Origin of the sequence: Escherichia sp. E14S1 (assembly GCF_004211995.1) — a bacterium.
Taxonomy (GTDB): domain Bacteria; phylum Pseudomonadota; class Gammaproteobacteria; order Enterobacterales; family Enterobacteriaceae; genus Escherichia.
Genome location: NZ_RHJQ01000001.1, coordinates 65,721 through 91,773, shown reverse-complemented (window position 1 = coordinate 91,773; position 26,053 = coordinate 65,721). Strand labels below are relative to the sequence as shown.

The 26,053-nt window shown below is 50.7% G+C and carries 32 protein-coding genes; 16 read left to right on the top strand and 16 right to left on the bottom strand.

The genetic code is table 11. The annotated features are described in order from the left end of the window. Positions 1–35: 35 nt before the first annotated feature. Positions 36–665 carry a 23S rRNA (uridine(2552)-2'-O)-methyltransferase RlmE gene (gene rlmE / locus D9734_RS00465; protein WP_130204592.1) on the bottom strand — a complete coding sequence of 210 codons (630 nt, stop codon included), beginning with the start codon at positions 663–665 and terminating at the stop codon, positions 36–38. A 126-nt stretch (positions 666–791) separates the two neighbouring features. On the opposite strand from rlmE, the gene yhbY reads away from it, so the two are divergent. Beyond that, positions 792–1,085, top strand: coding sequence for a ribosome assembly RNA-binding protein YhbY (gene yhbY / locus D9734_RS00460; protein ID WP_001054420.1), 294 nt, complete (start codon positions 792–794; stop codon positions 1,083–1,085). Positions 1,086–1,240: 155 nt separating this feature from the next. Here the strand turns inward: yhbY and greA are convergent, their stop codons facing one another. Continuing rightward, on the bottom strand, positions 1,241–1,717 hold the full coding sequence (gene greA / locus D9734_RS00455) for a transcription elongation factor GreA (RefSeq protein WP_064529530.1): 477 nt from the start codon (positions 1,715–1,717) through the stop codon (positions 1,241–1,243). 247 nt (positions 1,718–1,964) lie between these two features. Between greA and dacB the strand changes: the two genes are divergently transcribed. Further along, the gene (gene dacB / locus D9734_RS00450) at positions 1,965–3,398 is read left to right on the top strand and encodes a serine-type D-Ala-D-Ala carboxypeptidase (protein ID WP_130204590.1); all 1,434 of its coding nucleotides are present in this window, start codon (positions 1,965–1,967) and stop codon (positions 3,396–3,398) included. A 185-nt stretch (positions 3,399–3,583) separates the two neighbouring features. Here dacB and cgtA read toward each other — a convergent pair whose 3' ends face one another. The 4 genes from cgtA to rplU form a co-directional block, all read right to left on the bottom strand. Next, the gene (cgtA, locus tag D9734_RS00445) at positions 3,584–4,756 is read right to left on the bottom strand and encodes an Obg family GTPase CgtA (RefSeq protein WP_000673561.1); all 1,173 of its coding nucleotides are present in this window, start codon (positions 4,754–4,756) and stop codon (positions 3,584–3,586) included. Positions 4,757–4,771: 15 nt separating this feature from the next. Further along, positions 4,772–5,737: a DMT family transporter gene (locus D9734_RS00440; RefSeq protein WP_130204588.1), complete on the bottom strand. Its 966-nt coding sequence runs from the start codon at positions 5,735–5,737 to the stop codon at positions 4,772–4,774. A gap of 125 nt (positions 5,738–5,862) precedes the next feature. Next, a complete protein-coding gene (rpmA, locus tag D9734_RS00435; RefSeq protein ID WP_000940595.1) occupies positions 5,863–6,120 on the bottom strand; it encodes a 50S ribosomal protein L27 in 258 nt (85 codons plus the stop codon). A gap of 20 nt (positions 6,121–6,140) precedes the next feature. Then, positions 6,141–6,452, bottom strand: coding sequence for a 50S ribosomal protein L21 (gene rplU / locus D9734_RS00430; protein ID WP_000271401.1), 312 nt, complete (start codon positions 6,450–6,452; stop codon positions 6,141–6,143). Positions 6,453–6,710: 258 nt separating this feature from the next. Here rplU and ispB point away from each other — a divergent pair, with 258 nt between their 5' ends. After that, the gene (ispB, locus tag D9734_RS00425; RefSeq protein ID WP_130204586.1) at positions 6,711–7,682 is read left to right on the top strand and encodes an octaprenyl diphosphate synthase; all 972 of its coding nucleotides are present in this window, start codon (positions 6,711–6,713) and stop codon (positions 7,680–7,682) included. Between the two features lie 226 nt (positions 7,683–7,908). Continuing rightward, positions 7,909–8,187, top strand: a complete 279-nt coding sequence (gene sfsB / locus D9734_RS00420) for a DNA-binding transcriptional regulator SfsB (RefSeq protein ID WP_064529526.1) — start codon at positions 7,909–7,911, stop codon at positions 8,185–8,187. Positions 8,188–8,234: 47 nt separating this feature from the next. On the opposite strand, the gene murA is transcribed toward sfsB, so the two are convergent. From murA to mlaF, 7 genes are all read right to left on the bottom strand, one after another. Continuing rightward, positions 8,235–9,494 (bottom strand): UDP-N-acetylglucosamine 1-carboxyvinyltransferase, encoded by a 1,260-nt coding sequence (murA, locus tag D9734_RS00415; RefSeq protein ID WP_130204584.1) that lies wholly within the window; start codon positions 9,492–9,494, stop codon positions 8,235–8,237. 54 nt (positions 9,495–9,548) lie between these two features. Then, positions 9,549–9,803: a BolA family iron metabolism protein IbaG gene (ibaG, locus tag D9734_RS00410; protein ID WP_010379217.1), complete on the bottom strand. Its 255-nt coding sequence runs from the start codon at positions 9,801–9,803 to the stop codon at positions 9,549–9,551. A 159-nt stretch (positions 9,804–9,962) separates the two neighbouring features. Next, complete coding sequence (gene mlaB / locus D9734_RS00405; RefSeq protein WP_130204582.1) at positions 9,963–10,256, bottom strand: lipid asymmetry maintenance protein MlaB; 294 nt, start codon at positions 10,254–10,256, stop codon at positions 9,963–9,965. Then, positions 10,256–10,891 (bottom strand): phospholipid-binding protein MlaC, encoded by a 636-nt coding sequence (gene mlaC / locus D9734_RS00400; protein ID WP_130204580.1) that lies wholly within the window; start codon positions 10,889–10,891, stop codon positions 10,256–10,258. The genes mlaB and mlaC overlap by 1 nt, the downstream gene beginning before the upstream one ends. Positions 10,892–10,909: 18 nt before the next feature. Continuing rightward, the gene (mlaD, locus tag D9734_RS00395) at positions 10,910–11,461 is read right to left on the bottom strand and encodes an outer membrane lipid asymmetry maintenance protein MlaD (protein WP_130204578.1); all 552 of its coding nucleotides are present in this window, start codon (positions 11,459–11,461) and stop codon (positions 10,910–10,912) included. Between the two features lie 4 nt (positions 11,462–11,465). Continuing rightward, complete coding sequence (gene mlaE / locus D9734_RS00390) at positions 11,466–12,248, bottom strand: lipid asymmetry maintenance ABC transporter permease subunit MlaE (RefSeq protein WP_000925792.1); 783 nt, start codon at positions 12,246–12,248, stop codon at positions 11,466–11,468. A 7-nt stretch (positions 12,249–12,255) separates the two neighbouring features. Continuing rightward, entirely contained in the window at positions 12,256–13,065 is an 810-nt protein-coding gene (gene mlaF / locus D9734_RS00385) for a phospholipid ABC transporter ATP-binding protein MlaF (protein WP_130204576.1), read from the bottom strand. A 209-nt stretch (positions 13,066–13,274) separates the two neighbouring features. Here mlaF and D9734_RS00380 point away from each other — a divergent pair, with 209 nt between their 5' ends. From D9734_RS00380 to yrbL, 12 genes are all read left to right on the top strand, one after another. Further along, positions 13,275–14,252, top strand: coding sequence for a calcium/sodium antiporter (locus D9734_RS00380; protein WP_130204574.1), 978 nt, complete (start codon positions 13,275–13,277; stop codon positions 14,250–14,252). 13 nt (positions 14,253–14,265) lie between these two features. Further along, a complete protein-coding gene (kdsD, locus tag D9734_RS00375) occupies positions 14,266–15,252 on the top strand; it encodes an arabinose-5-phosphate isomerase KdsD (RefSeq protein WP_130204572.1) in 987 nt (328 codons plus the stop codon). Positions 15,253–15,272: 20 nt separating this feature from the next. After that, the gene (gene kdsC / locus D9734_RS00370) at positions 15,273–15,839 is read left to right on the top strand and encodes a 3-deoxy-manno-octulosonate-8-phosphatase KdsC (protein WP_130204570.1); all 567 of its coding nucleotides are present in this window, start codon (positions 15,273–15,275) and stop codon (positions 15,837–15,839) included. Beyond that, positions 15,836–16,411, top strand: a complete 576-nt coding sequence (gene lptC / locus D9734_RS00365; protein ID WP_064529518.1) for an LPS export ABC transporter periplasmic protein LptC — start codon at positions 15,836–15,838, stop codon at positions 16,409–16,411. Before kdsC ends, lptC begins: the two co-directional genes overlap by 4 nt. Continuing rightward, the gene (gene lptA / locus D9734_RS00360) at positions 16,380–16,937 is read left to right on the top strand and encodes a lipopolysaccharide ABC transporter substrate-binding protein LptA (protein ID WP_064529517.1); all 558 of its coding nucleotides are present in this window, start codon (positions 16,380–16,382) and stop codon (positions 16,935–16,937) included. Before lptC ends, lptA begins: the two co-directional genes overlap by 32 nt. 6 nt (positions 16,938–16,943) lie before the next feature. Continuing rightward, positions 16,944–17,669 carry an LPS export ABC transporter ATP-binding protein gene (lptB, locus tag D9734_RS00355; protein WP_000224099.1) on the top strand — a complete coding sequence of 242 codons (726 nt, stop codon included), beginning with the start codon at positions 16,944–16,946 and terminating at the stop codon, positions 17,667–17,669. A 47-nt stretch (positions 17,670–17,716) separates the two neighbouring features. Then, on the top strand, positions 17,717–19,150 hold the full coding sequence (gene rpoN, locus D9734_RS00350) for an RNA polymerase factor sigma-54 (protein ID WP_130204568.1): 1,434 nt from the start codon (positions 17,717–17,719) through the stop codon (positions 19,148–19,150). 22 nt (positions 19,151–19,172) lie between these two features. After that, positions 19,173–19,460 carry a ribosome hibernation promoting factor gene (gene hpf, locus D9734_RS00345; protein ID WP_001176602.1) on the top strand — a complete coding sequence of 96 codons (288 nt, stop codon included), beginning with the start codon at positions 19,173–19,175 and terminating at the stop codon, positions 19,458–19,460. Positions 19,461–19,577: 117 nt separating this feature from the next. Then, entirely contained in the window at positions 19,578–20,069 is a 492-nt protein-coding gene (gene ptsN / locus D9734_RS00340; RefSeq protein WP_000183677.1) for a PTS IIA-like nitrogen regulatory protein PtsN, read from the top strand. Between the two features lie 45 nt (positions 20,070–20,114). Further along, positions 20,115–20,969: an RNase adapter RapZ gene (gene rapZ, locus D9734_RS00335; protein WP_000243741.1), complete on the top strand. Its 855-nt coding sequence runs from the start codon at positions 20,115–20,117 to the stop codon at positions 20,967–20,969. Continuing rightward, complete coding sequence (gene npr, locus D9734_RS00330) at positions 20,966–21,238, top strand: PTS phosphocarrier protein NPr (RefSeq protein ID WP_000216792.1); 273 nt, start codon at positions 20,966–20,968, stop codon at positions 21,236–21,238. The genes rapZ and npr overlap by 4 nt, the downstream gene beginning before the upstream one ends. A 222-nt stretch (positions 21,239–21,460) precedes the next feature. Then, entirely contained in the window at positions 21,461–22,093 is a 633-nt protein-coding gene (yrbL, locus tag D9734_RS00325; protein WP_130204566.1) for a PhoP regulatory network protein YrbL, read from the top strand. On the opposite strand, the gene mtgA is transcribed toward yrbL, so the two are convergent. The 3 genes from mtgA to arcB all read right to left on the bottom strand — a co-directional run bounded on the left by mtgA (position 22,090) and on the right by arcB (position 26,034). Further along, positions 22,090–22,818 carry a monofunctional biosynthetic peptidoglycan transglycosylase gene (gene mtgA, locus D9734_RS00320; RefSeq protein WP_130204564.1) on the bottom strand — a complete coding sequence of 243 codons (729 nt, stop codon included), beginning with the start codon at positions 22,816–22,818 and terminating at the stop codon, positions 22,090–22,092. The genes yrbL and mtgA overlap by 4 nt on opposite strands. Then, positions 22,815–23,468 carry an isoprenoid biosynthesis glyoxalase ElbB gene (gene elbB / locus D9734_RS00315; RefSeq protein ID WP_130204562.1) on the bottom strand — a complete coding sequence of 218 codons (654 nt, stop codon included), beginning with the start codon at positions 23,466–23,468 and terminating at the stop codon, positions 22,815–22,817. Before elbB ends, mtgA begins: the two co-directional genes overlap by 4 nt. A gap of 229 nt (positions 23,469–23,697) precedes the next feature. Then, positions 23,698–26,034, bottom strand: coding sequence for an aerobic respiration two-component sensor histidine kinase ArcB (gene arcB, locus D9734_RS00310; protein ID WP_130204560.1), 2,337 nt, complete (start codon positions 26,032–26,034; stop codon positions 23,698–23,700). Positions 26,035–26,053: the final 19 nt, after the last annotated feature.

The window sequence follows — 26,053 nt, the reverse complement described above, 5'->3', positions numbered from 1 at the left end:
CAGCAGCTTTCAAACTTTCGTCTGAAATCTCCCGGTTAGGGTTTACGCCCGGTCGCTACAATATACACTTCCCGCGAACGTGCACGAGAAGAGTCCGGCTTACGAACTTTGACCTTCGTAAACAGGGAGCGAATTTCCCTTAGATACTCATCGAAACCTTCGCCCTGGAACACCTTCACTACAAAACTGCCACCTGGCGCTAATACATCACGACACATTTCTAGCGCCAGTTCCACCAGATACATGGCACGGGGGATATCCACCGCCGGTGTTCCGCTCATGTTTGGTGCCATATCGGACATGACAACCTGGACTTTGCTGTCGCCTACGCGCTCCAGCAGTGCTTGCATCACCAGTTCATCACGAAAATCGCCCTGAAGAAAGTCCACACCAACGATAGGATCCATAGGTAAAAGATCGCAAGCGATGATACGGCCTTTGCCGCCAATTTGGGTGACCACATATTGTGACCAACCACCTGGCGCAGCACCAAGGTCGACAACCGTCATTCCCGGTTTAAAGAGTTTGTCACTTTGCTGTATTTCATCAAGTTTAAACCAGGCACGGGAACGTAACCCCTTTTTCTGTGCCTGTTGAACATATTTATCGCTAAAGTGTTCCTGAAGCCAGCGACTGGAGCTGGCAGAACGCTTCTTACCTGTCATTTAACTTTCCCATTGGGATAACTCATCGTAACCAATTGCGTAAATTTTTACGCGCCTATTTGGCGATATATGGGAGATGGCGGTAGAATGACCCGTTTTCAATCCCAACGTAAGCAAAAAAATACGATGAATCTGAGTACTAAACAAAAACAGCACCTGAAAGGTCTGGCACATCCGCTCAAGCCAGTTGTTCTGCTTGGCAGTAATGGTTTGACCGAAGGGGTGCTGGCCGAGATTGAACAAGCGTTAGAGCACCATGAACTCATCAAGGTGAAAATCGCCACTGAAGATCGCGAAACTAAAACCTTGATCGTGGAAGCTATCGTGCGCGAAACCGGCGCCTGTAATGTACAGGTCATCGGTAAAACGCTGGTGCTTTATCGTCCAACTAAAGAACGTAAAATCTCGCTGCCACGCTAAGATTATCCTAAAGTTACACACATTTGCTGTGTAAAACGAGGGATTTTCCGCAAGCAGGAGAGCAAAATGCCACGCTCTGTTCGTTGATAAAAGGCCGCATAGCGGCCTTTTTCCTTTCTTTACAATACATCAACATTTTGAGTATTGGGTAATTCTTACAGGTATTCCACCTTAATTACTTCAAATTCTACATCGCCGCCCGGCGTTTTGATGACCACTACATCATCTTCTTCTTTGCCAATCAGTCCACGAGCGATAGGCGAGTTTACAGAAATCAGGTTCTGTTTAAAGTCAGCTTCGTCATCGCCTACGATGCGATAGGTCTGTTCTTCATCAGAATCCAGATTCAAAACCGTCACGGTAGCGCCAAAAATCACGCGACCATTGTTTGGCATTTTGGTGACATCAATTACCTGCGCGTTCGACAGCTTGGCTTCGATATCTTTGATACGGCCTTCGCAAAAACCCTGCTGCTCACGCGCAGCGTGGTATTCGGCGTTTTCTTTCAGGTCGCCATGCTCACGCGCTTCCGCGATAGCAGCAATGATTTCAGGACGGCGCACAGATTTCAGAAAATCCAGCTCTTCGCGTAATTTTTCAGCGCCGCGTAAGGTCATCGGAATAGCTTGCATTTGTTATACCTCTTGAATATTCCTGATGGGGAGAGTCTCCACTCGCCCCGGCTGTTCGGCATGCCCGGCACAACTCCTCGTCGGGGCCAGAAGCAAAAAAATACCGACCCGGGAACAGGTCCCAGGCCAGCAATAATTCACATTTTGATAGTCATTTTACCCTGAAGTTCCCGAAGGGTCATCGTTTACTTTATAGGGCGTTGCGCCGTAGTATGACGGCTCGATTCCAGGTTGTTAGCGCGAGATTATGCGATTTTCCAGATTTATCATCGGATTGACCAGCTGTATAGCGTTCAGTGTTCAGGCCGCGAATGTTGATGAGTACATTACTCAACTCCCCGCTGGCGCCAACCTTGCCCTGATGGTGCAAAAAGTCGGCGCGTCTGCCCCCGCTATTGATTACCATAGTCAGCAAATGGCGCTGCCCGCCAGTACGCAGAAGGTGATCACTGCGCTGGCGGCGTTGATTCAACTTGGCCCCGATTTTCGTTTCACCACTACACTTGAAACCAAAGGCAATGTGGAGAACGGCGTACTCAAGGGTGACTTAGTGGCGCGATTTGGTGCCGATCCGACGCTAAAACGTCAGGATATTCGTAATATGGTGGCGACCCTGAAAAAATCAGGCGTCTCCCAAATCGATGGCAATGTGTTCATAGACACGTCAATTTTTGCCAGTCACGATAAAGCCCCCGGCTGGCCCTGGAACGATATGACACAATGCTTTAGCGCCCCGCCTGCCGCCGCCATTGTTGACCGCAATTGCTTTTCCGTCTCGCTCTACAGTGCCCAAAAACCCGGTGATATGGCCTTTGTTCGCGTGGCCTCTTATTACCCTGTGACTATGTTCAGCCAGGTACGCACTCTCCCCCGAGGTTCAGCCGAAGCGCAATATTGCGAGCTGGATGTGGTGCCAGGCGACCTTAACCGCTTTACGTTAACCGGATGCCTACCACAACGTTCAGAGCCGCTACCGTTGGCTTTTGCCGTACAGGATGGCGCCAGCTACGCCGGAGCGATTCTGAAAGATGAGTTAAAACAGGCAGGCATTACCTATTCCGGCACGCTACTGCGACAAACGCAGGTTAACGACCCAGGAACGGTGGTTGCCAGTAAACAGTCGGCCCCTTTGCACGATCTGCTTAAGATTATGCTGAAAAAGTCCGACAACATGATCGCCGATACCGTCTTTCGCATGATTGGTCATGCGCGCTTTAATGTCCCGGGGACATGGCGTGCCGGGTCGGACGCCGTGCGTCAGATCCTGCGTAAGCAGGCGGGTGTGGATATTGGCAACACGATTATTGCAGATGGTTCGGGGCTTTCACGGCATAACCTGATTGCACCAGCCACCATGATGCAGGTGCTGCAATACATTGCCCAACACGACAATGAGCTTAACTTTATCTCAATGCTACCTTTAGCAGGCTACGATGGTTCGTTGCAGTACCGTGCAGGTCTGCATCAAGCGGGCGTAGATGGTAAAGTTTCAGCGAAAACAGGTTCGTTGCAGGGCGTGTATAACCTGGCAGGATTCATCACCACAGCAAGTGGGCAACGAATGGCGTTCGTACAATATCTTTCTGGTTATGCAGTTGAACCCGCGGATCAGCGCAATCGCCGTATTCCGTTGGTACGTTTTGAAAGCCGTTTGTATAAAGATATTTACCAGAACAATTAGTCAAAAAGAAACCCCGGCACATGGCCGGGGTTTCAGATTATTGACAAAGTGCGCTTTGTTTATGCCGGATGCGCCGTGAACGCCTTATCCGTCCTACAAAATCTTGCAAATTCAATATATTGCAATCATCTTGTAGGCCTGATAAGTGTAGCGCATCAGGCTTATTTGGCATTGGTCATCAGTGATTAACGCTTGTAAATGAACTCAACGCCTTCTTCGTCGTCTTCGTCCCAGTCGTCATCCCAGTCTTCATCATCCTCTTCAGCAATCTCTTCAAGCTGCTGACGGTGATAATCATCCCACATGAATTCGACTTTCTCAGGCTGTTTCGCTTCTTCTGCCTGCACGACCGGGTTTTCAATGATAAAGGTCATCACATCCCAGCAGAGATCTTTCACGCCCAGTCCGCTCGCCGCAGAGATCAGATAATATTTATCTTCCCAGCCCAGCGCCTCAGCGATCGCTTTCGCTTTCTCTTCAGCTTCTGCTTTATCCAGCAGGTCGATCTTGTTGAAGACTAACCAGCGTGGTTTCGCCGCCAGATCCTGGCTGTATTTTTCCAGCTCGCTGATAATAATACGCGCGTTTTCAACTGGATCGGTGCCGTCAATCGGATCGATATCGATGAGGTGCAACAGGACGCGGCAACGTTCCAGGTGCTTCAGGAAGCGAATGCCCAGACCTGCGCCTTCCGCAGCGCCTTCAATCAACCCCGGGATATCAGCAACAACGAAGCTCTTCTCGTTGTCCATACGTACCACGCCCAGGCTTGGTACCAGAGTGGTAAACGGATAGTCCGCTACTTTCGGTTTAGCCGCCGAGACAGCGCGGATAAATGTCGATTTACCGGCATTTGGCATCCCCAGCATACCGACATCAGCCAGCAGCATCAGCTCCAGCAGCAGCTCGCGCTTATCGCCCGGCGTACCGTTGGTTTTCTGCCGTGGTGTACGGTTAACGGACGATTTGAAACGGGTATTGCCCAGACCGTGCCAGCCGCCCTTGGCAACCAGCAGACGCTGACCGTGTTTGGTCATATCGCCCATGGTTTCACCGGTACCCTGGTCGATTACACGCGTACCTACCGGCACTTTAATCGTCACGTCTTTACCGCGCTTACCGGTACAATCGCGGCTTGCGCCGTTCTGACCGCGCTCTGCACGGAAAGATTTTTCAAAACGATAATCGATAAGCGTGTTCAGGTTCTCGTCGGCTTCCATCCATACGTCACCACCGTCACCGCCGTCGCCGCCATCCGGGCCGCCTTTCGGAATATATTTTTCGCGGCGGAAGCTCACGCAACCATTACCGCCATCACCTGCAACGACCAGAATCGATGCTTCATCAACAAACTTCATTTTATTCTCCGTAAATCATTCGCCTGCGCGGGGTTGCGATACCACCGTTGTATGCTTACGTAATCCGCCCCAAATACGATGACCAATGGCGGAATACATCGCGCCCGCAACCACGACAAACGCACCGAGATAACCTAAAAGGTTTAACATCGGTCTGGCGAAGAAATCGGGCCAGGCCAGTGATAAAAGATCTGAAAAAAACAGCGTAAACAGTGGGGTGAGCGTGATGATCGCACTCACCTGCGCTGCCTGCCAGCGAGCCATCGCTTCCGCCAGGGCGCCATATCCTACCAAGGTATTCAGTCCGCAAAAAATTAAACATGCGAGCTGCCAGTGGCTAAGCTGCGCTATCACCCCTGGCTTTGCCAGAGGGAAGAGCGCAATTGTACATAAAGTGTACAGCAAAAACAGAATCTGCGGTGAGGCCAGCCGACGCAATAAAACCTTTTGCGCCACGCCATAACTCACCCAGACCGTCGCCGCACCGACCCCAAAGATAACTCCCCAGGTATAATCGGTGAGCTTTGTAAATATCTCGACCAGACTGGTATTAAAAAACATGACCAGGCCGCTCAGGAGCATCAATGCCCCTACAACCTGAGTGCTGCGCATTTTCTCTTTCAGGATAAATACGCTGGCAACCATCATGCCAACCGGCGAGAGTTGCCCAATCACCTGCGAAGCGGTCGGGCTCAGGTATTGCAAAGATGAGCTGAACAGGATGAAGTTCCCAAACAGCCCGGCGGTCGCCACTGCCAACAAAATCAACCAGCGTGGCTTACGAAACACGCGTAATGGCGGCAACCTCTTCTTCAGTGCAAGAATGGCACCAAGACCAATACTCGCCATCAAGAAACGGTAAAACACGATTGTCGGAGGCTCCATCACCTCCAGCACCTGCTTCATTGCGATTGGCAACGCCCCCCAGCAAATTGCTGTGGTGAGCGCCAAAAGAATGCCAATGCCTGCCTGCTGCTTCATACCGTATTCCCTGCAAAGCGCATTTGCGGATTAACGCCGCACCATGCGCATTTTACCGGTTATCGAATGTAAAAAGCCCCGCAACGTGTTGCGGGGCTTTCATCCGTTACCGGGACGCGAAAAACTTATTCAGCTTCGATGCTGATAAATTTACGGTTTTTCGGGCCTTTAACTTCGAATTTCACTTTACCGTCTGCTTTAGCAAACAGAGTGTGGTCACGACCGCAACCTACGTTAGCGCCAGCGTGGAATTTGGTACCACGTTGACGAACGATGATGCTACCCGCCAGAACGGATTCGCCACCGAAACGCTTAACGCCCAGGCGTTTAGCTTCTGAATCGCGACCGTTACGTGTGGAGCCGCCAGCCTTTTTATGTGCCATTTGAAATCTCTCCTCAGGTCTTAGGCGCTGATGCCAGTAATTTTCACATCAGTGAACCACTGACGATGGCCCTGCTGCTTACGATAGTGTTTACGACGGCGAAACTTAACGATTTTAACTTTCTCGCCACGACCGTGAGCAACAACTTCAGCTTTGATTACGCCGCCATCAACGAAAGGAACGCCGATTTTGACTTCTTCACCGTTTGCGATCATCAGCACTTCAGCGAACTCAACAGTTTCGCCAGTTGCGATGTCCAGCTTTTCCAGGCGAACGGTCTGACCTTCGCTTACTCGGTGTTGTTTACCACCACTTTGGAAAACCGCGTACATATAAAACTCCGCTTCCGCGCACACCTTTTCAATGATTCAGAGTGCGCTATAAATATTCACAATAGGGCGCGAATATTACGCAAAACGCACGCCTTTGACAAGTGCTACAGTCAATACACGAAGAAAAAAAACACAACTTGTACGGTAACGTTTATCTGTGCCATTTTTTCAGTACAATCACTCTATATTCCTAACCATAAACCCTAAGTTGCCTCTGTTCACAGTAAGGTAATCGGGGCGAAAAGCCCGGCTTTTGCGATGAATTTAGAAAAAATCAATGAGTTAACCGCGCAAGATATGGCGGGTGTTAATGCAGCAATTCTCGAGCAGCTTAATTCCGACGTCCAACTGATCAATCAGTTAGGCTATTACATCGTCAGCGGCGGCGGTAAACGTATTCGTCCGATGATTGCTGTACTGGCTGCACGAGCTGTTGGCTATGAGGGGAATGCACATGTCACCATTGCTGCCCTAATTGAGTTTATCCACACGGCGACCCTGCTACACGACGACGTTGTGGATGAATCAGATATGCGCCGAGGTAAAGCTACCGCCAACGCCGCTTTTGGTAACGCTGCCAGCGTGCTGGTAGGCGATTTTATTTATACCCGTGCGTTCCAGATGATGACCAGCCTCGGCTCGCTCAAAGTGCTGGAAGTGATGTCAGAGGCTGTAAACGTCATCGCGGAAGGTGAAGTTCTGCAACTGATGAACGTTAACGACCCGGACATCACCGAAGAGAACTACATGCGTGTTATTTACAGCAAAACCGCACGTCTGTTCGAGGCTGCAGCTCAGTGTTCCGGTATTCTGGCAGGCTGTACGCCGGAAGAGGAAAAAGGCCTGCAAGATTATGGTCGTTACCTCGGCACGGCTTTCCAGCTGATCGACGATTTGCTCGATTACAATGCCGATGGCGAACAGTTGGGCAAAAATGTCGGTGATGATCTGAACGAAGGTAAACCGACGCTGCCGCTGCTGCATGCGATGCATCATGGCACACCAGAACAGGCACAGATGATCCGTTCCGCCATCGAACAAGGGAACGGTCGACATCTTCTGGAACCGGTTCTGGAAGCAATGAACGCTTGCGGCTCTCTGGAATGGACACGTCAGCGTGCGGAAGAAGAAGCAGACAAAGCCATTGCTGCATTGCAAGTGTTGCCGGATACCCCATGGCGAGAGGCGTTAATCGGCCTCGCACACATCGCTGTTCAACGCGATCGTTAATCCCTTCCTGTTATCCCGCGTACTGCGCGGGATAGTTCTAATAAACTCCAAAAAACCCTCAATCAATCGCAAAATTGTCTAAAATACAGATAACTTATCTTAATATATTCTGAATATTCACACTCCTTACAGGAACTTTTTAGAACAATGCGCCATCAGGAGTATAGTGGCGTTACCCGGAGTGCATGTTCTGAAAGTAAGCGACTAACTTAAGGAGTGAGGAAAGATGGAAAATAATTTTATTGACTGGCATCCCGCCGATATCATTGCGGGTTTGCGGAAAAGAGGAACGTCAATGGCGGCGGAATCTCGCAGAAATGGTTTGAGTTCCTCGACACTGGCGAATGCATTATCGCGTCCCTGGCCGAAAGGAGAGATGATTATTGCAAAAGCATTAGGAACTGATCCCTGGGTTATCTGGCCATCACGCTATCATGACCCGCTGACCCATGAGTTTATCGACAGATCGCAGTTGATGCGCAGCTACACCAAACCGCAAAAATGAGTAGCCTGGCGGTAGCCCCGCGAACGGGGCTGCCAGCTATCAGACGATTACTCGCCTTTCACACGCTCAATGTTAGCACCAAGCGCGCGAAGTTTGTCTTCAATGCGTTCGTAGCCACGATCGATGTGATAAATACGATCAACAACCGTAGTACCTTCTGCAATGCAGCCAGCCAGCACCAGACTTGCTGAAGCACGCAGATCGGTTGCCATTACCTGTGCGCCGGAAAGTTTTTCAACACCGTGACAAATAACGGTATTGCTTTCAATTTCGGCATGCGCGCCCATACGGCTCAGCTCAGGTACGTGCATAAAGCGGTTTTCAAAGACCGTTTCGGTGATGAATCCCGTTCCTTCTGCCACCAGGTTCAGCAGCGTGAACTGGGCCTGCATATCGGTCGGGAACGCCGGATGCGGCGCAGTACGTACGTTAACGGCCTTCGGACGTTTGCCGTGCATATCCAGGCTAATCCAGTCTTCGCCTACTTCGATGTCCGCCCCAGCGTCACGCAGTTTCGCCAGCACAGCGTCAAGGGTATCTGGCTGGGCGTTACGGCAGATGATTTTGCCGCGAGAGATCGCCGCCGCCACCAGGAAGGTGCCGGTTTCGATGCGGTCAGGAAGCACACGATAGACACCGCCCCCCAAGCGCTCCACACCTTCGATGACAATACGATCGGTACCCTGGCCGCTAATTTTCGCGCCCAGCGTAACCAGGAAGTTCGCGGTATCGACGATTTCCGGTTCACGTGCCGCGTTTTCAATAATCGTGGTGCCTTCCGCCAAGGTTGCAGCACACATAATGGTCACGGTTGCACCAACACTGACTTTATCCATCACGATGTGCGCGCCTTTCAGACGGCCATCGACGGAAGCTTTAACGTAACCTTCTTCCAGTTTGATGGTCGCGCCTAATTGCTCAAGGCCGGAAATATGTAAATCAACCGGACGAGCGCCAATCGTACAACCACCAGGCAAAGAAACCTGCCCCTGACCAAAACGAGCCACCAGCGGCCCAAGCGCCCAGATAGAGGCACGCATGGTTTTAACCAGATCGTAAGGCGCGCAGAAGACATTAACGTCACGGGCATCGATACGCACAGAACCATTACGTTCTACTTTGGCGCCAAGCTGGCTAAGCAGCTTCATTGATGTATCGACGTCTTTCAGTTTCGGGACGTTCTGGATCTCCACCGGTTCTTCCGCCAGCAGTGCAGCGAAAAGGATAGGCAGAGCAGCATTTTTAGCGCCGGAAATTGTGACTTCGCCCTGGAGCTTCGTTGGCCCCTGAACACGAAATTTATCCATTTAGTATGTTCTCAGTTAACAATTCATATCCGCTACCGGCGTATCGCCCATAGCTCAAAAGCCGTTCAGTTTGCGATCACGCGCCCACTCCGCAGGGGTATACGCTTTGATCGACACAGCATGAATGCGGTTATCCGCAATATATTCCATCAGCGGACCGTAAACCGTCTGCTGTTTTTTAACCCGGCTCATGCCATCAAACATCTCACCCACGGCAATAACCTGAAAGTGGCTGCCATCGCCGGAAACGTGGACTTCCTGGAGGGAAAGAGCGTTCATCAGCACGCTCTGAATTTCATTATTTTCCATGGGATCTTCATTCATCAGTTAATAAACCAGCGAAACATCTTAGAGCAAAGTTGCGCTGTCATAAATAAGCAAAAAGCCTTGCTGATTAATCAGACAAGGCTCGACTTACTGGTAGGTTTGCCGGACTGGCTGGTAACGCCTTATCCAGCCTGAAAAAAATTAACGAGGCAGAACATCAGACGGCAAATTATACAATTTTGCCAGGGTATACACCTTGTCGTTTACCCCCTGAAGCGTCACGCTGTTGCCTTGCTTTTTCGCCAGATCGATCAGATGGAGCAGCAACGCCAGTCCACCCGTATCAACGCGGGACACTCGACTAAGATCGATGCGGGTAATCCCCCTCACCGCTTCGTCACGCATTTCCCACAGCGGCAGCAGAACGTCCTGATCCAGCTCTCCGGTCAATACCAGGGTGTCACCCGTCTGCATCCAGCTCAGTGACTCGCTCATTATTTTTTCTCTTCCAGGGTGATTTTCTGTTGAGAAATAGACTTCAGTTGTGCGGTCAGACCATCGATGCCTTTCGTGCGCAGTAAAGTCCCCCACTCATTTTGTTTCGTGGTGATCATGCTGACGCCTTCGGCAATCATGTCATAAGCCTGCCACTTGCCAGTCTGAGAGTTTTTACGCCACTGGAAATCGAGACGTACCGGTGGACGGCCATTCGGGTCAATAATGGTGACTCGGATAGGCACAATGGTTTTATCACCCAACGGCTGTTCTGGCGCAATCTGATAGGTCTGACCGTGATACATCGCCAGCGCCTGACCGTAAGCCTGCTTCAGATACTCATGGAAAGCGGCAAAGTAGGCTTCACGCTGGGCTGGGGTCGCGCTTTTGTAGTACTGACCCAGTACCAGCGCACCGGCGTATTTTATCTGTACGTACGGTAGCAGTTCCTGATCGACGATGGTACGCAGGTAATCAGGATTAGCCCGAATTTGCGATTGTTCATTCTTCAGGCGATCGAACGTTTTCTGTGCCGCCTCGTCCATCAGCTTATACGGATTGGTCTGATCTGCCGCGGTTGCCGCACTCAGCGGTGCAATCATTAGCAAAGCGACCATCATTAAACGTTTAAACATGCGTCGGTTCTCCTGAAATTATTTCGTTGTACCCACAGGTTCAGTGGTTTCATTATTACCTGGCACAGCGGCTGGCGCATCGCCACTATTCTTATTGTCATCACCTTTACTGCCGTAAAGGAACTGACCAATGAGATCTTCCAGAACCATCGCAGATTTGGTGTCCTGAATCGTATCCCCCTCTTTCAGAATAGCAGTCCCCAGTTCCGGGTCTTCAAAACCGACGTTTAATGCCAGATATTGTTCCCCAAGCAAACCGGAAGTACGAATGCTCAACGAACTGGTATCAGGAATGTGGTTATAACGTTGTTCAATTTCCAGCGTCACGCGCGGTAGATAGGTTTTCGGGTCCAGCGTAATATCTGCAACCCGGCCGACGACAACACCACCAATACTGACCGGAGAGCGCGCTTTCAGCCCGCCGATATTATCGAACGTCGCATAAAGCGTGTAGGTCGGTTCAGTTCGCATTGACGTCACGTTTGCCGCTTTCAGGCAAACAAACAGCGCCGCCAGCAGTGCTGCTAATAAAAAGATACCCACCCAAATTTCATTTTTTTTCGTTTGCATGAACTCAATTCCCAAACATCAATGCGGTCAGCACAAAATCCAGCCCCAGTACGGCCAGAGACGAGTGGACAACGGTACGAGTGGTTGCCCGGCTAATCCCGGCAGAGGTCGGGATGGCGTCATAACCGTTAAACAGCGAAATCCACGTCACCGTAATAGCGAACACCACGCTCTTAATCAGACAGTTGACCAGATCCATACGCCAGTCGACGGCGTTTTGCATTGCCGACCAGAAGAACCCACTATCAATGCCTTTCCAACTGACGCCAACCAGCGATCCGCCCCAGATCCCCACGGCGACGAAAATTATCGTCAGCAGCGGTAGTGAAATTACCCCAGCCCAGAAACGTGGGGAAATGACGCGGCGCAGTGGATCCACGGCCATCATCTCCATGCTGGAGAGCTGCTCTGTGGCGCGCATCAAACCGATTTCCGCAGTTAACGCCGAACCGGCACGTCCGGCAAACAGCAGTGCTGCGACCACCGGCCCCAGTTCGCGCAGCAGCGACAAGGCCACCAGCATCCCCAGACTGGTTTCCGCACTATAAGTGGTCAGCACCAGATAACCTTGCAGACCCAGCACCATTCCGATGAACACGCCAGAAACCACAATAATCAGCATCGACAGGACGCCGACATTATAGAGCTGACGCACCAACAGCGGCGCATGTTTGCGAAATTCCGGTTTGCCGACCAGCGCATTGAATAACATTAACCCGGCCCGCCCGAACGTTCTCAGGGTTTTAATCCCTTTATGTCCGAGCGACGCCAGCGCATTTAACAGCATGAGTGGCTTAACTCCCTGGTAAAAGATCAGCGTGATAATCGCCGGCAGGATAGCGGAACGGAACTGGTCCGTCAGCAATCCCGTCCAGAAACTGACGTACGCGAGGATCAGGATTCGCCTGCAACGCCTGGGCGCTACCGTGAGCGACAATCTTTTTGTCTGCCAGGATCCAGGCGTGATCAGCGATACTTAAAACTTCCGGCACATCGTGAGAAACCACCACACAGGTTACGCCCAGCGCGCTGTTCAGCTCGGAAATCAGCTTCACCAGGACGCCCATAGTGATGGGATCTTGCCCAACAAACGGCTCATCAAACATGATGAGATCCGGCTCCAGCGCAATTGCACGCGCCAGCGCCGCACGACGCGCCATCCCGCCTGAAAGCTCCGATGGCATAAGTTTGGCCGCTCCGCGCAGCCCCACGGCTTCCAGCTTCATCATCACCGTGCTATGCAGCAACGGTACGGGAAGGTGGGTATGCTCGCGCAGTGGATAGGCGACGTTGTCAAAAACGTTCATATCGGTGAACAGCGCTCCAGACTGAAACAACATGCTCATCCGTTTACGCACGGTATACAGGCGCGAACGAGACATCGCCGGAATATTCTCACCATCAAAAAGGATCTCACCGTGATCTGGCGCGATTTGCCCACCAATCAGACGGAGTAGCGTCGTTTTACCGATGCCTGATGGCCCCATAATCGCCGTGATCTTCCCTCGCGGCACGGTCAGGGAAATATTATCGAAGATGCAGCGATTGCCACGCGTAAAACTGACATCGCGCATATCGACTAAATTCGCCACAGACTGCTCCATAATTCACCCTTTGTCTTGCGTTGATTTTCTAAGCATGGCGCTCAATTTAACCTTGAACCCAACATATTTACAGAATATTACCCGCCGCGGTTAGCGAAAGCTGGCATTTGTTTTACTTTTTAGCCGCATAAAGTCAAAATTAAGAATTCATTACGGCTTTCTGAAAATCTTCAGCGGACCGGCGAGTATACCTGAAGAAAGGACGTTAGATGCTTTTAGCTACGGCACTGTTAATTGTTGGTTTACTTTTGGTCGTTTACAGTGCCGACCGTCTGGTATTTGCCGCCTCTATTCTTTGCCGCACTTTTGGCATCCCACCGCTGATCATCGGCATGACGGTGGTCAGTATTGGTACGTCACTTCCAGAAATAATCGTTTCGCTTGCCGCGTCGCTGCATGAACAACGAGATTTAGCCGTCGGCACAGCACTCGGCTCAAACATAATCAATATTTTACTGATCCTCGGTCTGGCTGCGCTGGTGCGCCCTTTTACCGTACATTCCGATGTTCTGCGCCGTGAATTACCATTAATGTTATTAGTCAGTGTGGTGGCCGGTTCCGTACTCTATGACGGACAACTTGGTCGCAGCGATGGTATCTTTCTCCTCTTTCTGGCTGTGCTATGGCTGCTGTTCATTGTTAAACTTGCACGTCAGGCAGAACGTCAGGGGACTGACAGCCTGACCAGAGAACAGCTTGCAGAGCTACCGCGCGAAGGCGGTTTACCTGTCGCGTTTTTATGGCTCGGCATTGCATTGATTATCATGCCGGTAGCAACGCGGATGGTGATTGACAACGCCACCGTACTGGCGAATTACTTTGCCATCAGCGAGTTGACTATTGGTCTGACGGCAATCGCTATCGGCACTAGTCTGCCGGAACTGGCAACCGCGATAGCAGGTTTTCGCAAAGGTGAAAACGACATTGCTGTCGGTAATATCATTGGCGCAAACATTTTTAATATTGTCATCGTGCTGGGTTTACCCGCGCTGATAACGCCCGGGGAGGTTAACCCACTGGCGTACAGCCGTGACTGCAGCGTGATGCTGTTGGTCAGTATTATTTTTGCGTTGCTATGCTGGCGACGCTCCCGGCAATCTGGCCGTGGTGTTGGGGTATTATTAACAGGCGGATTTGTCGTATGGCTGGCGATGTTGTACTGGTTATCGCCAATACTCGTTGAATAACTGGAAACGCATTATGTCGCACGTAGAGTTGCAACCGGGTTTTGACTTTCAGCAAGCAGGTAAAGAAGTCCTGGCGATTGAACGTGAATGCCTGGCAGAGCTTGATCAATACATCAATCAGAATTTCACGCTCGCCTGTGAAAAGATGTTCTGGTGTAAAGGTAAAGTCGTGGTCATGGGAATGGGTAAATCGGGACACATTGGGCGCAAAATGGCAGCAACCTTTGCAAGCACCGGTACTCCGTCATTTTTCGTCCATCCCGGTGAGGCCGCACATGGCGATTTAGGCATGGTCACCCCGCAGGACGTGGTCATTGCGATTTCTAACTCAGGTGAATCCAGCGAAATCACGGCCTTAATCCCGGTACTCAAACGCCTGCATGTACCGTTAATTTGCATCACCGGTCGTCCGGAGAGCAGCATGGCACGCGCAGCAGACGTGCATCTGTGTGTTAAAGTAGCGAAAGAAGCCTGTCCGTTAGGGCTGGCACCAACCAGCAGTACTACCGCGACGCTGGTCATGGGAGATGCGCTCGCCGTCGCTTTGCTGAAAGCGCGCGGCTTTACCGCCGAAGATTTTGCACTTTCGCATCCAGGCGGCGCACTTGGTCGTAAACTTCTGCTTCGCGTCAGCGATATTATGCATACGGGCGACGAGATCCCGCATGTCAAGAAAACAGCCAGCCTGCGCGATGCGCTGCTGGAAGTCACCCGCAAAAATCTTGGTATGACCGTCATTTGCGATGACAATATGATGATTGAAGGCATCTTTACCGACGGTGATTTACGCCGTGTCTTCGATATGGGCGTGGATGTCCGTCAGTTAGGTATTGCCGATGTGATGACGCCAGGGGGAATTCGTGTACGTCCTGGCATTCTGGCCGTTGAGGCGCTGAACTTAATGCAGTCCCGCCATATCACTTCCGTAATGGTTGCCGATGGCGACCACTTACTCGGTGTGTTACATATGCACGATTTATTGCGTGCTGGCGTAGTGTAAAGATTCAAGGATAAACAACAATGAGTAAAGCAGGTGCGTCGCTTGCGACCTGTTACGGCCCTGTTAGCGCCAATGTGATGGCAAAAGCAGAGAACATTCGTCTGCTGATCCTCGACGTTGATGGCGTATTGTCAGATGGTCTGATTTATATGGGTAACAATGGCGAAGAGCTGAAAGCGTTCAATGTTCGTGACGGTTACGGTATCCGCTGTGCGCTCACCTCTGATATTGAAGTCGCCATCATTACTGGACGAAAGGCTAAACTGGTAGAAGATCGGTGTGCAACGTTAGGGATCACCCATCTGTATCAGGGGCAATCAAACAAGCTTATCGCCTTTGGCGATCTGCTGGAAAAACTGGCGATTGCGCCAGAAAACGTGGCTTACGTTGGTGATGATCTTATCGACTGGCCAGTGATGGAAAAAGTGGGCTTAAGCGTGGCCGTAGCCGATGCGCATCCGCTATTGATTCCGCGCGCTGATTACGTGACGCGCATTGCTGGCGGTCGTGGCGCGGTTCGTGAAGTTTGCGACTTATTACTTCTGGCGCAGGGCAAACTGGATGAAGCCAAAGGGCAATCGATATGAGTAAAGCCAGACGTTGGGTTATCATTGTGCTATCACTGGCGGTTCTGGTGATGATCGGCGTTAACATGACCGAGAAAGACGATACCGCCCAGGTGGTCGTCAACAACAATGATCCCACCTATAAAAGCGAGCATACGGACACGCTCGTCTATAACCCAGAAGGAGCCCTAAGCTATCGATTGATTGCTCAACACGTTGAATATTATTCCGATCAGGCCGTTTCGTGGTTTACGCAACCCGTACTTACCACGTTTGATAAGGATAAAATCCCGACATGGTCGGTTAAAGCAGATAAAGCCAAGCTAACCAATGACCGGATGCTCTATTTATATGGACACGTTGAAGTCAACGCACTCGTGCCGGACTCTCAACTTCGCAGAATCACGACGGATAACGCGCAGATCAATCTGGTGACGCAGGATGTTACCTCTGAAGACCTCGTCACGTTATACGGAACAACATTTAACTCCAGCGGTCTGAAAATGCGCGGCAACTTACGCAGCAAGAATGCCGAGCTGATTGAAAAGGTTAGAACATCCTATGAAATTCAAAACAAACAAACTCAGCCTTAATCTTGTGCTTGCCAGCTCACTTCTGGCCGCCAGCATTCCGGCATTTGCCGTTACCGGAGATACTGACCAACCGATCCACATTGAGTCGGACCAGCAATCTCTTGATATGCAAGGCAACGTGGTTACCTTTACCGGTAATGTCGTTGTGACTCAAGGCACCATTAAAATTAATGCCGATAAAGTAGTCGTCACCCGTCCGGGTGGTGAACAAGGCAAGGAAGTGATCGACGGTTACGGTAACCCGGCCACCTTCTATCAAATGCAGGATAACGGTAAGCCAGTCGAAGGCCATGCTTCCCAGATGCATTACGAACTGGCAAAAGATTTTGTCGTTCTGACGGGTAATGCTTATCTGCAGCAGGTCGATAGCAATATTAAGGGCGATAAGATCACTTACCTGGTGAAAGAGCAGAAAATGCAGGCTTTCAGTGACAAAGGTAAACGTGTGACCACCGTTCTGGTGCCGTCACAGTTGCAGGACAAAAACAACAAAGGCCAGACCCCGGCGCAGAAGAAGGGTAATTAATTCGTTATGGCAACTTTAACTGCAAAGAACCTTGCAAAAGCCTATAAAGGCCGCCGCGTGGTGGAAGACGTCAGCCTGACCGTCAACTCCGGGGAGATTGTCGGTCTGCTGGGGCCTAACGGTGCCGGTAAGACGACCACTTTCTACATGGTCGTTGGCATTGTGCCGCGCGATGCGGGCAACATTATTATTGATGACGACGATATCAGCCTTCTGCCGCTGCATGCGCGTGCGCGTCGCGGTATCGGCTATTTGCCGCAGGAAGCCTCTATTTTCCGTCGCCTCAGCGTTTACGATAACCTGATGGCGGTACTGCAAATTCGTGACGACTTATCCGCTGAACAGCGTGAAGATCGCGCGAACGAGCTGATGGAAGAGTTCCACATTGAGCATTTACGCGACAGCATGGGGCAATCGCTCTCCGGTGGTGAACGCCGTCGTGTAGAAATTGCGCGCGCACTGGCTGCGAATCCGAAATTTATCCTCCTCGATGAACCATTTGCCGGGGTTGACCCGATCTCGGTTATCGACATCAAACGTATCATTGAACACCTGCGCGACAGCGGCCTGGGCGTGCTTATCACCGACCATAACGTGCGTGAAACGCTGGCTGTTTGTGAACGCGCTTATATCGTCAGCCAGGGGCATTTAATCGCTCATGGCACGCCGACAGAAATCTTACAAGATGAACATGTTAAGCGTGTATACCTTGGGGAAGACTTCAGACTCTGATAGGGTAGAAGTTTGCGACGTTTTAGCAGGAGAGTACGATTCTGAACATGAAGCAAGGTTTGCAACTCAGGCTTAGCCAACAACTGGCGATGACGCCTCAGCTACAACAGGCGATTCGTCTGTTGCAGTTGTCCACGCTAGAGCTTCAGCAGGAGCTACAGCAGGCGCTGGAAAGTAATCCATTGCTTGAGCAAATCGACACTCATGATGAAATCGACACTCACGAAACGCCAGACAGCGAAACGCTGGATACCGCTGACGCACTCGAACAAAAAGAGATGCCAGAAGAGCTGCCGCTCGATGCCAGTTGGGATACCATCTACACCGCCGGTACGCCATCAGGCACCAGCGGTGACTACATCGACGATGAGCTGCCGGTCTATCAGGGCGAAACGACGCAGACCTTGCAGGATTATCTGATGTGGCAGGTCGAGCTGACACCGTTTTCCGACACTGACCGCGCTATCGCCACCTCCATAGTCGATGCCGTTGATGACACCGGTTATCTGACCGTCCCGCTGGAAGATATTCTCGAAAGTATGGGCGATGAAGAGATCGACATCGATGAAGTTGAAGCAGTCCTGAAACGCATCCAGCGTTTTGATCCGGTCGGTGTGGCGGCGAAAGATCTGCGTGACTGTCTGCTGATCCAACTTTCCCAATTCGATAAAATCACGCCGTGGCTGGAAGAAGCTCGACTGATCATTAGCGATCATCTCGATCTGCTGGCCAATCACGACTTTCGCTCATTAATGCGCGTCACGCGTCTGAAAGAAGATGTGCTGAAAGAAGCCGTCAATCTGATCCAGTCACTCGATCCACGCCCCGGCCAGTCGATCCAGACCGGTGAACCGGAATATGTCATCCCTGATGTGCTGGTGCGTAAGCATAACGGCCAGTGGACGGTTGAACTGAACAGCGACAGTATTCCACGTCTGCAAATCAACCAGCATTACGCCTCAATGTGCAATAACGCACGTAACGATGGCGACAGTCAGTTTATCCGCAGCAATCTGCAGGATGCTAAATGGTTGATTAAGAGCCTGGAAAGCCGTAACGATACGCTGCTGCGCGTCAGTCGCTGTATTGTTGAACAACAGCAAGCCTTCTTTGAGCAAGGCGAAGAATATATGAAACCGATGGTGCTGGCTGATATCGCCCAGGCCGTCGAGATGCATGAATCGACGATATCTCGCGTGACCACGCAAAAGTACCTGCATAGTCCACGAGGCATTTTTGAACTGAAGTATTTCTTTTCCAGTCACGTCAATACCGAAGGGGGTGGCGAGGCCTCTTCCACGGCGATTCGTGCACTGGTGAAGAAATTAATCGCGGCGGAAAACCCAGCGAAACCGTTGAGCGACAGCAAGTTAACCTCTTTGTTGTCAGAACAAGGTATCATGGTGGCACGCCGTACTGTTGCGAAGTACCGAGAGTCTTTATCCATTCCGCCGTCAAACCAGCGTAAACAGCTCGTTTGACCCAACCGATAAGGAAGACACTATGCAGCTCAACATTACCGGAAATAACGTCGAGATCACCGAGGCCCTGCGCGAATTTGTCACCTCAAAGTTTGCCAAACTTGAGCAATATTTTGACCGAATCAACCAGGTTTATGTTGTTCTGAAAGTGGAGAAAGTCACCCACACCTCAGATGCAACACTGCATGTTAACGGTGGCGAAATTCATGCCAGCGCGGAAGGTCAGGACATGTACGCCGCCATTGATGGCTTAATTGATAAGTTGGCACGTCAGCTAACCAAGCATAAAGATAAATTGAAACAACACTAATTGTCCGGGCAATTAGCAAGTGCATGGCGGCCTGTTGTATGGCACAACAGGCCATTTGTACGGTTAATGCTCCGAATCTGCCCCACTGTTTGAGTGGGCAGATTCTTAGGTGAAATTATGACAAATAATGATACAACTCTACAGCTTAGCAGTGTTCTTAACAGGGAATGTACGCGAAGCCGCGTCCACTGTCAGAGCAAAAAACGCGCCCTGGAAATCATCAGCGAACTGGCGGCAAAACAACTTAGCCTGCCACCGCAGGTGGTTTTTGAAGCTATTCTGACGCGGGAAAAAATGGGCAGTACCGGTATTGGTAATGGCATTGCCATTCCGCACGGCAAACTGGAAGAAGATACCCTACGCGCGGTTGGCGTTTTCGTTCAGCTAGAAACACCCATTGCTTTTGATGCCATCGATAACCAGCCGGTAGACTTACTTTTTGCCCTGTTGGTACCCGCAGACCAAACCAAAACGCACCTGCACACTCTTTCGCTGGTCGCGAAACGTCTGGCGGACAAAACTATCTGCCGCCGTTTACGTGCAGCCCAGAGCGATGAAGAGCTGTATCAAATCATTACGGATACCGAAGGTACTCCGGATGAAACGTAGTTATTCTGTAATGTCTCTTTTAGACGTTGTGAGGAGAAACAGTACATGGTACTGATGATCGTCAGCGGACGTTCAGGGTCAGGCAAATCTGTCGCCCTGCGGGCGCTGGAAGATATGGGTTTTTACTGCGTGGATAACCTTCCCGTAGTGCTGTTACCCGATCTGGCTCGGACTCTGGCCGATCGCGAGATTTCTGCCGCCGTCAGCATTGATGTCCGCAATATGCCAGAGTCGCCAGAAATATTCGAACAGGCGATGAGCAATCTGCCTGATGCTTTCTCACCGCAACTCCTGTTTCTCGATGCCGATCGTAACACGCTGATTCGTCGTTACAGCGATACGCGCCGCCTGCATCCGCTTTCCAGCAAAAATCTGTCGCTGGAAAGTGCTATCGACAAAGAAAGCGATCTGCTGGAACCGCTGCGTTCACGGGCGGATCTGATTGTCGATACGTCTGAAATGTCCGTTCATGAACTGGCAGAAATGCTGCGTACCCGCCTGCTGGGTAAACGCGAGCGTGAACTGACAATGGTCTTTGAATCTTTCGGCTTCAAACACGGTATTCCTATCGACGCGGATTACGTCTTTGACGTACGTTTCCTGCCGAACCCACACTGGGATCCGAAACTGCGTCCGATGACGGGCCTTGATAAACCTGTCGCCGCATTCCTCGATAGGCACACAGAAGTACACAATTTTATCTACCAGACGCGTAGCTATCTTGAGCTATGGTTACCTATGCTGGAAACCAACAACCGTAGCTACCTGACGGTCGCCATTGGTTGTACTGGCGGGAAACACCGTTCGGTGTATATTGCAGAACAGTTGGCTGACTACTTCCGCTCACGCGGTAAAAACGTCCAGTCACGCCATCGCACGCTGGAAAAACGTAAACCATGACCGTCAAACAAACTGTCGAAATCACTAACAAGCTGGGCATGCATGCCCGGCCTGCTATGAAACTGTTTGAATTAATGCAGGGTTTTGACGCCGAAGTGCTTTTACGTAATGACGAAGGCACCGAGGCTGAAGCCAACAGCGTTATTGCGCTGTTGATGCTGGATTCTGCCAAAGGACGACAGATTGAAGTCGAAGCGACCGGTCCGCAGGAAGTTGAGGCGCTGGCCGCCGTCATCGCCCTCTTTAACTCAGGTTTTGACGAAGATTAATCTTCGTCATTCTGACGCTTAATTCCCCCGGGCACGCCCCTTCCGCCCTAACGTACGAAAAAAGCACAAACCCCAAATATCCCCATTTCTCGCAAATTGTACATTTCGTGCGCTTTTCTGTAAGTATAAAACCTTAAGAAAACCTTAAAAAAGCTTGTTTAGGTTTTGTTTAAGTTAAGCCCTCATACTGGAGACGGTCAGAAAATACCTCCAGGAGATGGCATGATTCGCTTATCTGAACAAAGTCCCCTGGGCACCGGAAGACATCGAAAATGTTATGCGCATCCGGAAGATGCCCAACGCTGTATTAAAATTGTCTACCACCGTGGCGACGGTGGTGATAAAGAGATCTGCCGTGAGTTAAAGTACTATGCACATCTTGGTCGTCGTTTGAAAGACTGGAGCGGTATTCCGCGCTATCACGGTACGGTTGAGACTGATTGCGGAACCGGTTATGTCTACGATGTGATTGCCGATTTTGATGGCAAACCGTCTATTACACTGAGCGAATTTGCTAAACAATGCCATTACGAAGAAGATATCGCGCAACTGCGTCAGTTATTGAAACAGTTAAAGCGTTATTTGCAGAATAACCACATCGTGACGATGTCACTGAAGCCGCAGAATGTCCTCTGCCACCGCATCAGTGAGTCAGAAATTATCCCTGTCGTCTGTGACAACATTGGTGAAAGCACGTTAATTCCATTGGCGACCTGGTCGAAGTGGTGTTGTCTGCGTAAGCAAGAGCGGTTGTGGCGACGTTTTATCACTCAACCAGCGTTAGCTGTTGCTCTGCAAAAAGAGGCGCAACCGAGTGAAAGCAAAAAGCTCTCCCTCACCTCGCGCGAAGCCTAATACAGCTGGTGTTGTTGCAAAAACGACTCACCGCCTAACTGATGCATTTGCTGCAAAATCCACGCCTGACGGCTACGCACGTAGCCCGAAGGTGCAGTAACTTTGAAACGAAGTGGATTGGGTAATACAGCCGCCAATAACGCTGCTTCCGAACGGGTAAGTTTGCTGGCGGATTTATGGAAATAACGCTGTGCCGCTGCCTCGACGCCAAACACACCGTCGCCAAATTCGACGACATTCAGGTAAACCGTCAGGATGCGCTTTTTGCTCCAGACCGTTTCTATCCCCAGTGTTAATCCGGCTTCCAGCCCTTTTCTTACCCAGCTTCGCCCATCCCACAAAAAGAGATTTTTAGCTGTCTGCTGCGAAATTGTTGATGCGCCGCGAATGCGGTTTTCATTGCGCTCGTTGTGCGCCAGGGCTTTCTCAATGGAAGCGACATCAAAACCCCAGTGCGCGGGAAATTTCTGATCTTCTGCGGCAATCACCGCCAGCCCCATCCACGGCGAGATTTGATCCATACTGACCCAGTCAGAATGCGCCACGTAACGAAAGTTGCCATGCAGCCAGGCACTTAGCTGACGCTCGCCCATCACCGCAGAGAACGGGACTGGCGCTATACTAAACAGCGCTATACCCCCGCCCCAGAGCACAAAGAGGACAATCAGTAACCGCAGAATGAAACGGCGAACGAAACCGAACGCCGTTACGCGGCGTTTGCTCATTCCGCCAGAACCAGTACGCGGGAAACCAGCTTATCAATACCACTTGCTGCTTCCGCAATGTTCTGTGCCAACATATACGCAGGTGTGGTAACAATCTTATTGTCTTCATCAACGACAATATCATCTACCGGACATGGCACATGCTCCGCGCCCATATCTTCCAGCACTTCTGCGGTATCGATATCAGTACCGATAGTCAAACGCAGCGGGAAATTGAAGATTTTCGGCAACATTGCCGGGGCAATGCACATAAAGCCAAGCGGTTTTCCGGCCTGATGCATTGCCAGCGCCAGCGCCTTTAACTCACGGTCCACGCTGCATTCACTGCCAAGACTGGCAAAATCACTCAAATTCTTTGCCGCGCCAAATCCACCCGGCACAATTAACGCATCCAGTTCGGCGGCATCAGCCTGTGCCAGAGGGCGGATCTCACCACGCGTAATACGCGCCGCTTCAATCAACACATTGCGCGTTTCCGCCATTGCTTCACCGGTTAAATGGTTAATGACATCAACCTGCTGCTTATCTGGAGCAAAACAAACTGCCTGCGCGCCGCTGCGAGATATCGCTAATAACGTCAATACCGCTTCATGAATTTCAGAACCGTCATAGACGCCGCATCCGCTCAGAACTACGCCAATTTTCTTCATTGTGATCATCCTTTCCCAATTGACTGAAACACATTAATTTTTTTAATAAAAACGCTACGCATCACACATTTAACTGATTCATGTAACAAATCATTTAAGATTTGCTATCTTAACTGCATGCGGCCTGAAAAACAGTGCTGTGCCTTTGTTACTTATCATAAAAAATTACGGCGCAGCCAAGATTTCCCTGGTGTTGGCGCAGTATTCGCGCACCCCGGTTTAGCCGGGGTCATTTTTTAGCAGCTTTTGCCACCCACGCTTTCAGCACTTCTACGTCGTGACGCCACTCTTCTTTCATCTCTTCAATCCATTCACCAACATTATCTTCCCACGCAGGAAGATCGGGAGACTGAATTTGCTGACCCAGCTGTTGTAAATGGCGTAACCCCACAGAACCCGCTGCGCCTTTAATTTTATGTCCTTCCTCAACGATGCCTTTTTTGTCCTGTGCCGTCAGGTTCGACTCCAGTACGCTGACATAGCCCGGCATCATCTTCTCAAACACGGCCAACCCGTCGGTAATCAACTTCGGTCCTACAAGTTCGAGATACTGCTCCAGCATGGGAATATCGAGCAATGCTTCTGATTTACCACTCTCTTCTGTCGTCACCGTGCTCTCCTCATCATCCTGGGTATCCCAGAATTTCTTGATCATCGCGGTTAGCGCCGGAACAGAAAGCGGCTTACTCAGCACATCATCCATTCCAGCATTGAGGTACTCTTGTTTATCTTTCAGCACGTTGGCGGTTAAGGCCACCAGCGGTGGTAAATCTTCACGCGGATAACGCTTCGTCAGTTCGCGTGATATATCCAGCCCGGTCATATCTGGTAACTGAATATCCAGCAATACAAGGTCGTATTCGCCCGGCTTAAACATCTCCAGTGCTGCCTTACCAGACATCGCCACATCAACGCTGTTGCCCAGTTTTTCCAGCACCGAACGGGCAACGATGACGTTCAGCTCAATGTCCTCTACCAACAGCACATTCAGCGCCGGTAAAGGCATATCATCTTCGTCAAACGCATCATCCACTTCTTCCGCCACCGACGGCGCGTGGATCGTCAGGGTAAAGGTAGAGCCTTTACCTTGTTCGCTGATGACAGTGATATCACCGCCCATATTTTTCGCCAGTCGACGAGAAACCGCCAGGCCAATACCCGTACCGGTTGCAGGTTTGCCACCGTGGCTGTCTTTCACCTGATAATACATGGCGAAAATTTTATCCAGTTCATTCTGTGGAATACCGATGCCGGAGTCTTCCACTTCAAAATGCAGCATGTCGCCTTCGTCATAACGTACGCGAACAGTCACCTGGCCCTTCTGGGTAAATTTCACAGCGTTACTGATTAAGTTCCACAGGATCTGGCGTAAGCGAGTCCCGTCGGTAATCACCTGATGCGGCAGCGGCAGTGTTGGTTCAAGAACAAAGCGCAAGCCTTTTTGTTGCGCCTGCAGTGCGGAGAGATTTTCCAGATCGGCCAGGAAGCTGGTGAAATCAACCGGCTGGTTATCGAGCTGAACTTTACGTCGCTCCATCTTATCCATATCAATAATATCGTTGAAGATATTCCCCAAAGTGATGGCGGAAACATGGATAGTTTTGAGATATTTTTCCTGCTCGGCGGTGAGCTCTGTATCCAGCAGAATTCGGCTTAAGCCGACGATACCGTTCAGCGGCGTACGCAACTCATGACTGATGGTGGAGATAAAGGTTGTTTTGTCGCGGCTGGCGCGTTCGAGCGCATCCTGATAACGCTTACGCTCGGTAATGTCGCGGCCGAACCCCATCAAGCCGTGGCGTTTACCCACGCGGTCGTAGTACGGCACTTTACGGATTTCAAAGCAGGCTTTGCGTCCATCCGGATAATCCAGCCACTGCTCATAGGTCAGTGACACATTATGACGGAACACCTTCTCGTCGGTTTCAATGACTTTTGCTGCGGCTTCCGGCGAGTAAACGTCCGCAGGTTTCAAATGCACCAACTGTTTTTCGCTTTTCCCGGTCAGCAGTTCCATCGCACGGTTACAGCCGGAAAACTCTTTATCTTCGTTACGGTAAAAAACCAGATCGGGTGAAGCATCAAGGAAGGAACGTAAGAACGAAGATTGTTGTTCGAGTTGAATTTGCGTCTCTTCGCGCTCTTTGATTTCAATTTTCAGCTGACCGAAGGTTTCCTGCAGTTCTGCTTCTGCTTTTTCACGAACGGCGATTTCCTGATTTAGCTGGGCAATATTATCTTTTAACTGAACGTTGAGGCTTAGATCGCGCTCGCGCATCTCCTCCAGCTTTTGTACCAGACGTGACAGGCGTTGCCGTGACTCCTCGAGTTGCTCAACGACTACCGAAAGAAAGTAGACCGCCCATGGCGTAATCAACAAACCAAAGAAAATAGAGCGGATAACATCAATGCTTTCGACCTGACCATGCAGCACCATGGTTACCGCCATTTGTACCACAATGGCAAGAACGACGAGGGCCAGCGCCAGCAACATTGAGAAGCGCACCAGACCTAACTTCATCATCAGGTCAACATAGTACTGCGCCAGCAGACGAATTTGCTTCATTAGGGGATTCCTTCACGAC

Coding starts and splice junctions, on each gene's coding strand:
- rlmE (WP_130204592.1), bottom strand. CDS start 665: ATGACAGGTAAGAAGCGTTCTGCCAGCTCCAGTCGCTGGCTTCAGGAA.
- yhbY (WP_001054420.1), top strand. CDS start 792: ATGAATCTGAGTACTAAACAAAAACAGCACCTGAAAGGTCTGGCACAT.
- greA (WP_064529530.1), bottom strand. CDS start 1,717: ATGCAAGCTATTCCGATGACCTTACGCGGCGCTGAAAAATTACGCGAA.
- dacB (WP_130204590.1), top strand. CDS start 1,965: ATGCGATTTTCCAGATTTATCATCGGATTGACCAGCTGTATAGCGTTC.
- cgtA (WP_000673561.1), bottom strand. CDS start 4,756: ATGAAGTTTGTTGATGAAGCATCGATTCTGGTCGTTGCAGGTGATGGC.
- D9734_RS00440 (WP_130204588.1), bottom strand. CDS start 5,737: ATGAAGCAGCAGGCAGGCATTGGCATTCTTTTGGCGCTCACCACAGCA.
- rpmA (WP_000940595.1), bottom strand. CDS start 6,120: ATGGCACATAAAAAGGCTGGCGGCTCCACACGTAACGGTCGCGATTCA.
- rplU (WP_000271401.1), bottom strand. CDS start 6,452: ATGTACGCGGTTTTCCAAAGTGGTGGTAAACAACACCGAGTAAGCGAA.
- ispB (WP_130204586.1), top strand. CDS start 6,711: ATGAATTTAGAAAAAATCAATGAGTTAACCGCGCAAGATATGGCGGGT.
- sfsB (WP_064529526.1), top strand. CDS start 7,909: ATGGAAAATAATTTTATTGACTGGCATCCCGCCGATATCATTGCGGGT.
- murA (WP_130204584.1), bottom strand. CDS start 9,494: ATGGATAAATTTCGTGTTCAGGGGCCAACGAAGCTCCAGGGCGAAGTC.
- ibaG (WP_010379217.1), bottom strand. CDS start 9,803: ATGGAAAATAATGAAATTCAGAGCGTGCTGATGAACGCTCTTTCCCTC.
- mlaB (WP_130204582.1), bottom strand. CDS start 10,256: ATGAGCGAGTCACTGAGCTGGATGCAGACGGGTGACACCCTGGTATTG.
- mlaC (WP_130204580.1), bottom strand. CDS start 10,891: ATGTTTAAACGTTTAATGATGGTCGCTTTGCTAATGATTGCACCGCTG.
- mlaD (WP_130204578.1), bottom strand. CDS start 11,461: ATGCAAACGAAAAAAAATGAAATTTGGGTGGGTATCTTTTTATTAGCA.
- mlaE (WP_000925792.1), bottom strand. CDS start 12,248: ATGCTGTTAAATGCGCTGGCGTCGCTCGGACATAAAGGGATTAAAACC.
- mlaF (WP_130204576.1), bottom strand. CDS start 13,065: ATGGAGCAGTCTGTGGCGAATTTAGTCGATATGCGCGATGTCAGTTTT.
- D9734_RS00380 (WP_130204574.1), top strand. CDS start 13,275: ATGCTTTTAGCTACGGCACTGTTAATTGTTGGTTTACTTTTGGTCGTT.
- kdsD (WP_130204572.1), top strand. CDS start 14,266: ATGTCGCACGTAGAGTTGCAACCGGGTTTTGACTTTCAGCAAGCAGGT.
- kdsC (WP_130204570.1), top strand. CDS start 15,273: ATGAGTAAAGCAGGTGCGTCGCTTGCGACCTGTTACGGCCCTGTTAGC.
- lptC (WP_064529518.1), top strand. CDS start 15,836: ATGAGTAAAGCCAGACGTTGGGTTATCATTGTGCTATCACTGGCGGTT.
- lptA (WP_064529517.1), top strand. CDS start 16,380: ATGAAATTCAAAACAAACAAACTCAGCCTTAATCTTGTGCTTGCCAGC.
- lptB (WP_000224099.1), top strand. CDS start 16,944: ATGGCAACTTTAACTGCAAAGAACCTTGCAAAAGCCTATAAAGGCCGC.
- rpoN (WP_130204568.1), top strand. CDS start 17,717: ATGAAGCAAGGTTTGCAACTCAGGCTTAGCCAACAACTGGCGATGACG.
- hpf (WP_001176602.1), top strand. CDS start 19,173: ATGCAGCTCAACATTACCGGAAATAACGTCGAGATCACCGAGGCCCTG.
- ptsN (WP_000183677.1), top strand. CDS start 19,578: ATGACAAATAATGATACAACTCTACAGCTTAGCAGTGTTCTTAACAGG.
- rapZ (WP_000243741.1), top strand. CDS start 20,115: ATGGTACTGATGATCGTCAGCGGACGTTCAGGGTCAGGCAAATCTGTC.
- npr (WP_000216792.1), top strand. CDS start 20,966: ATGACCGTCAAACAAACTGTCGAAATCACTAACAAGCTGGGCATGCAT.
- yrbL (WP_130204566.1), top strand. CDS start 21,461: ATGATTCGCTTATCTGAACAAAGTCCCCTGGGCACCGGAAGACATCGA.
- mtgA (WP_130204564.1), bottom strand. CDS start 22,818: ATGAGCAAACGCCGCGTAACGGCGTTCGGTTTCGTTCGCCGTTTCATT.
- elbB (WP_130204562.1), bottom strand. CDS start 23,468: ATGAAGAAAATTGGCGTAGTTCTGAGCGGATGCGGCGTCTATGACGGT.
- arcB (WP_130204560.1), bottom strand. CDS start 26,034: ATGAAGCAAATTCGTCTGCTGGCGCAGTACTATGTTGACCTGATGATG.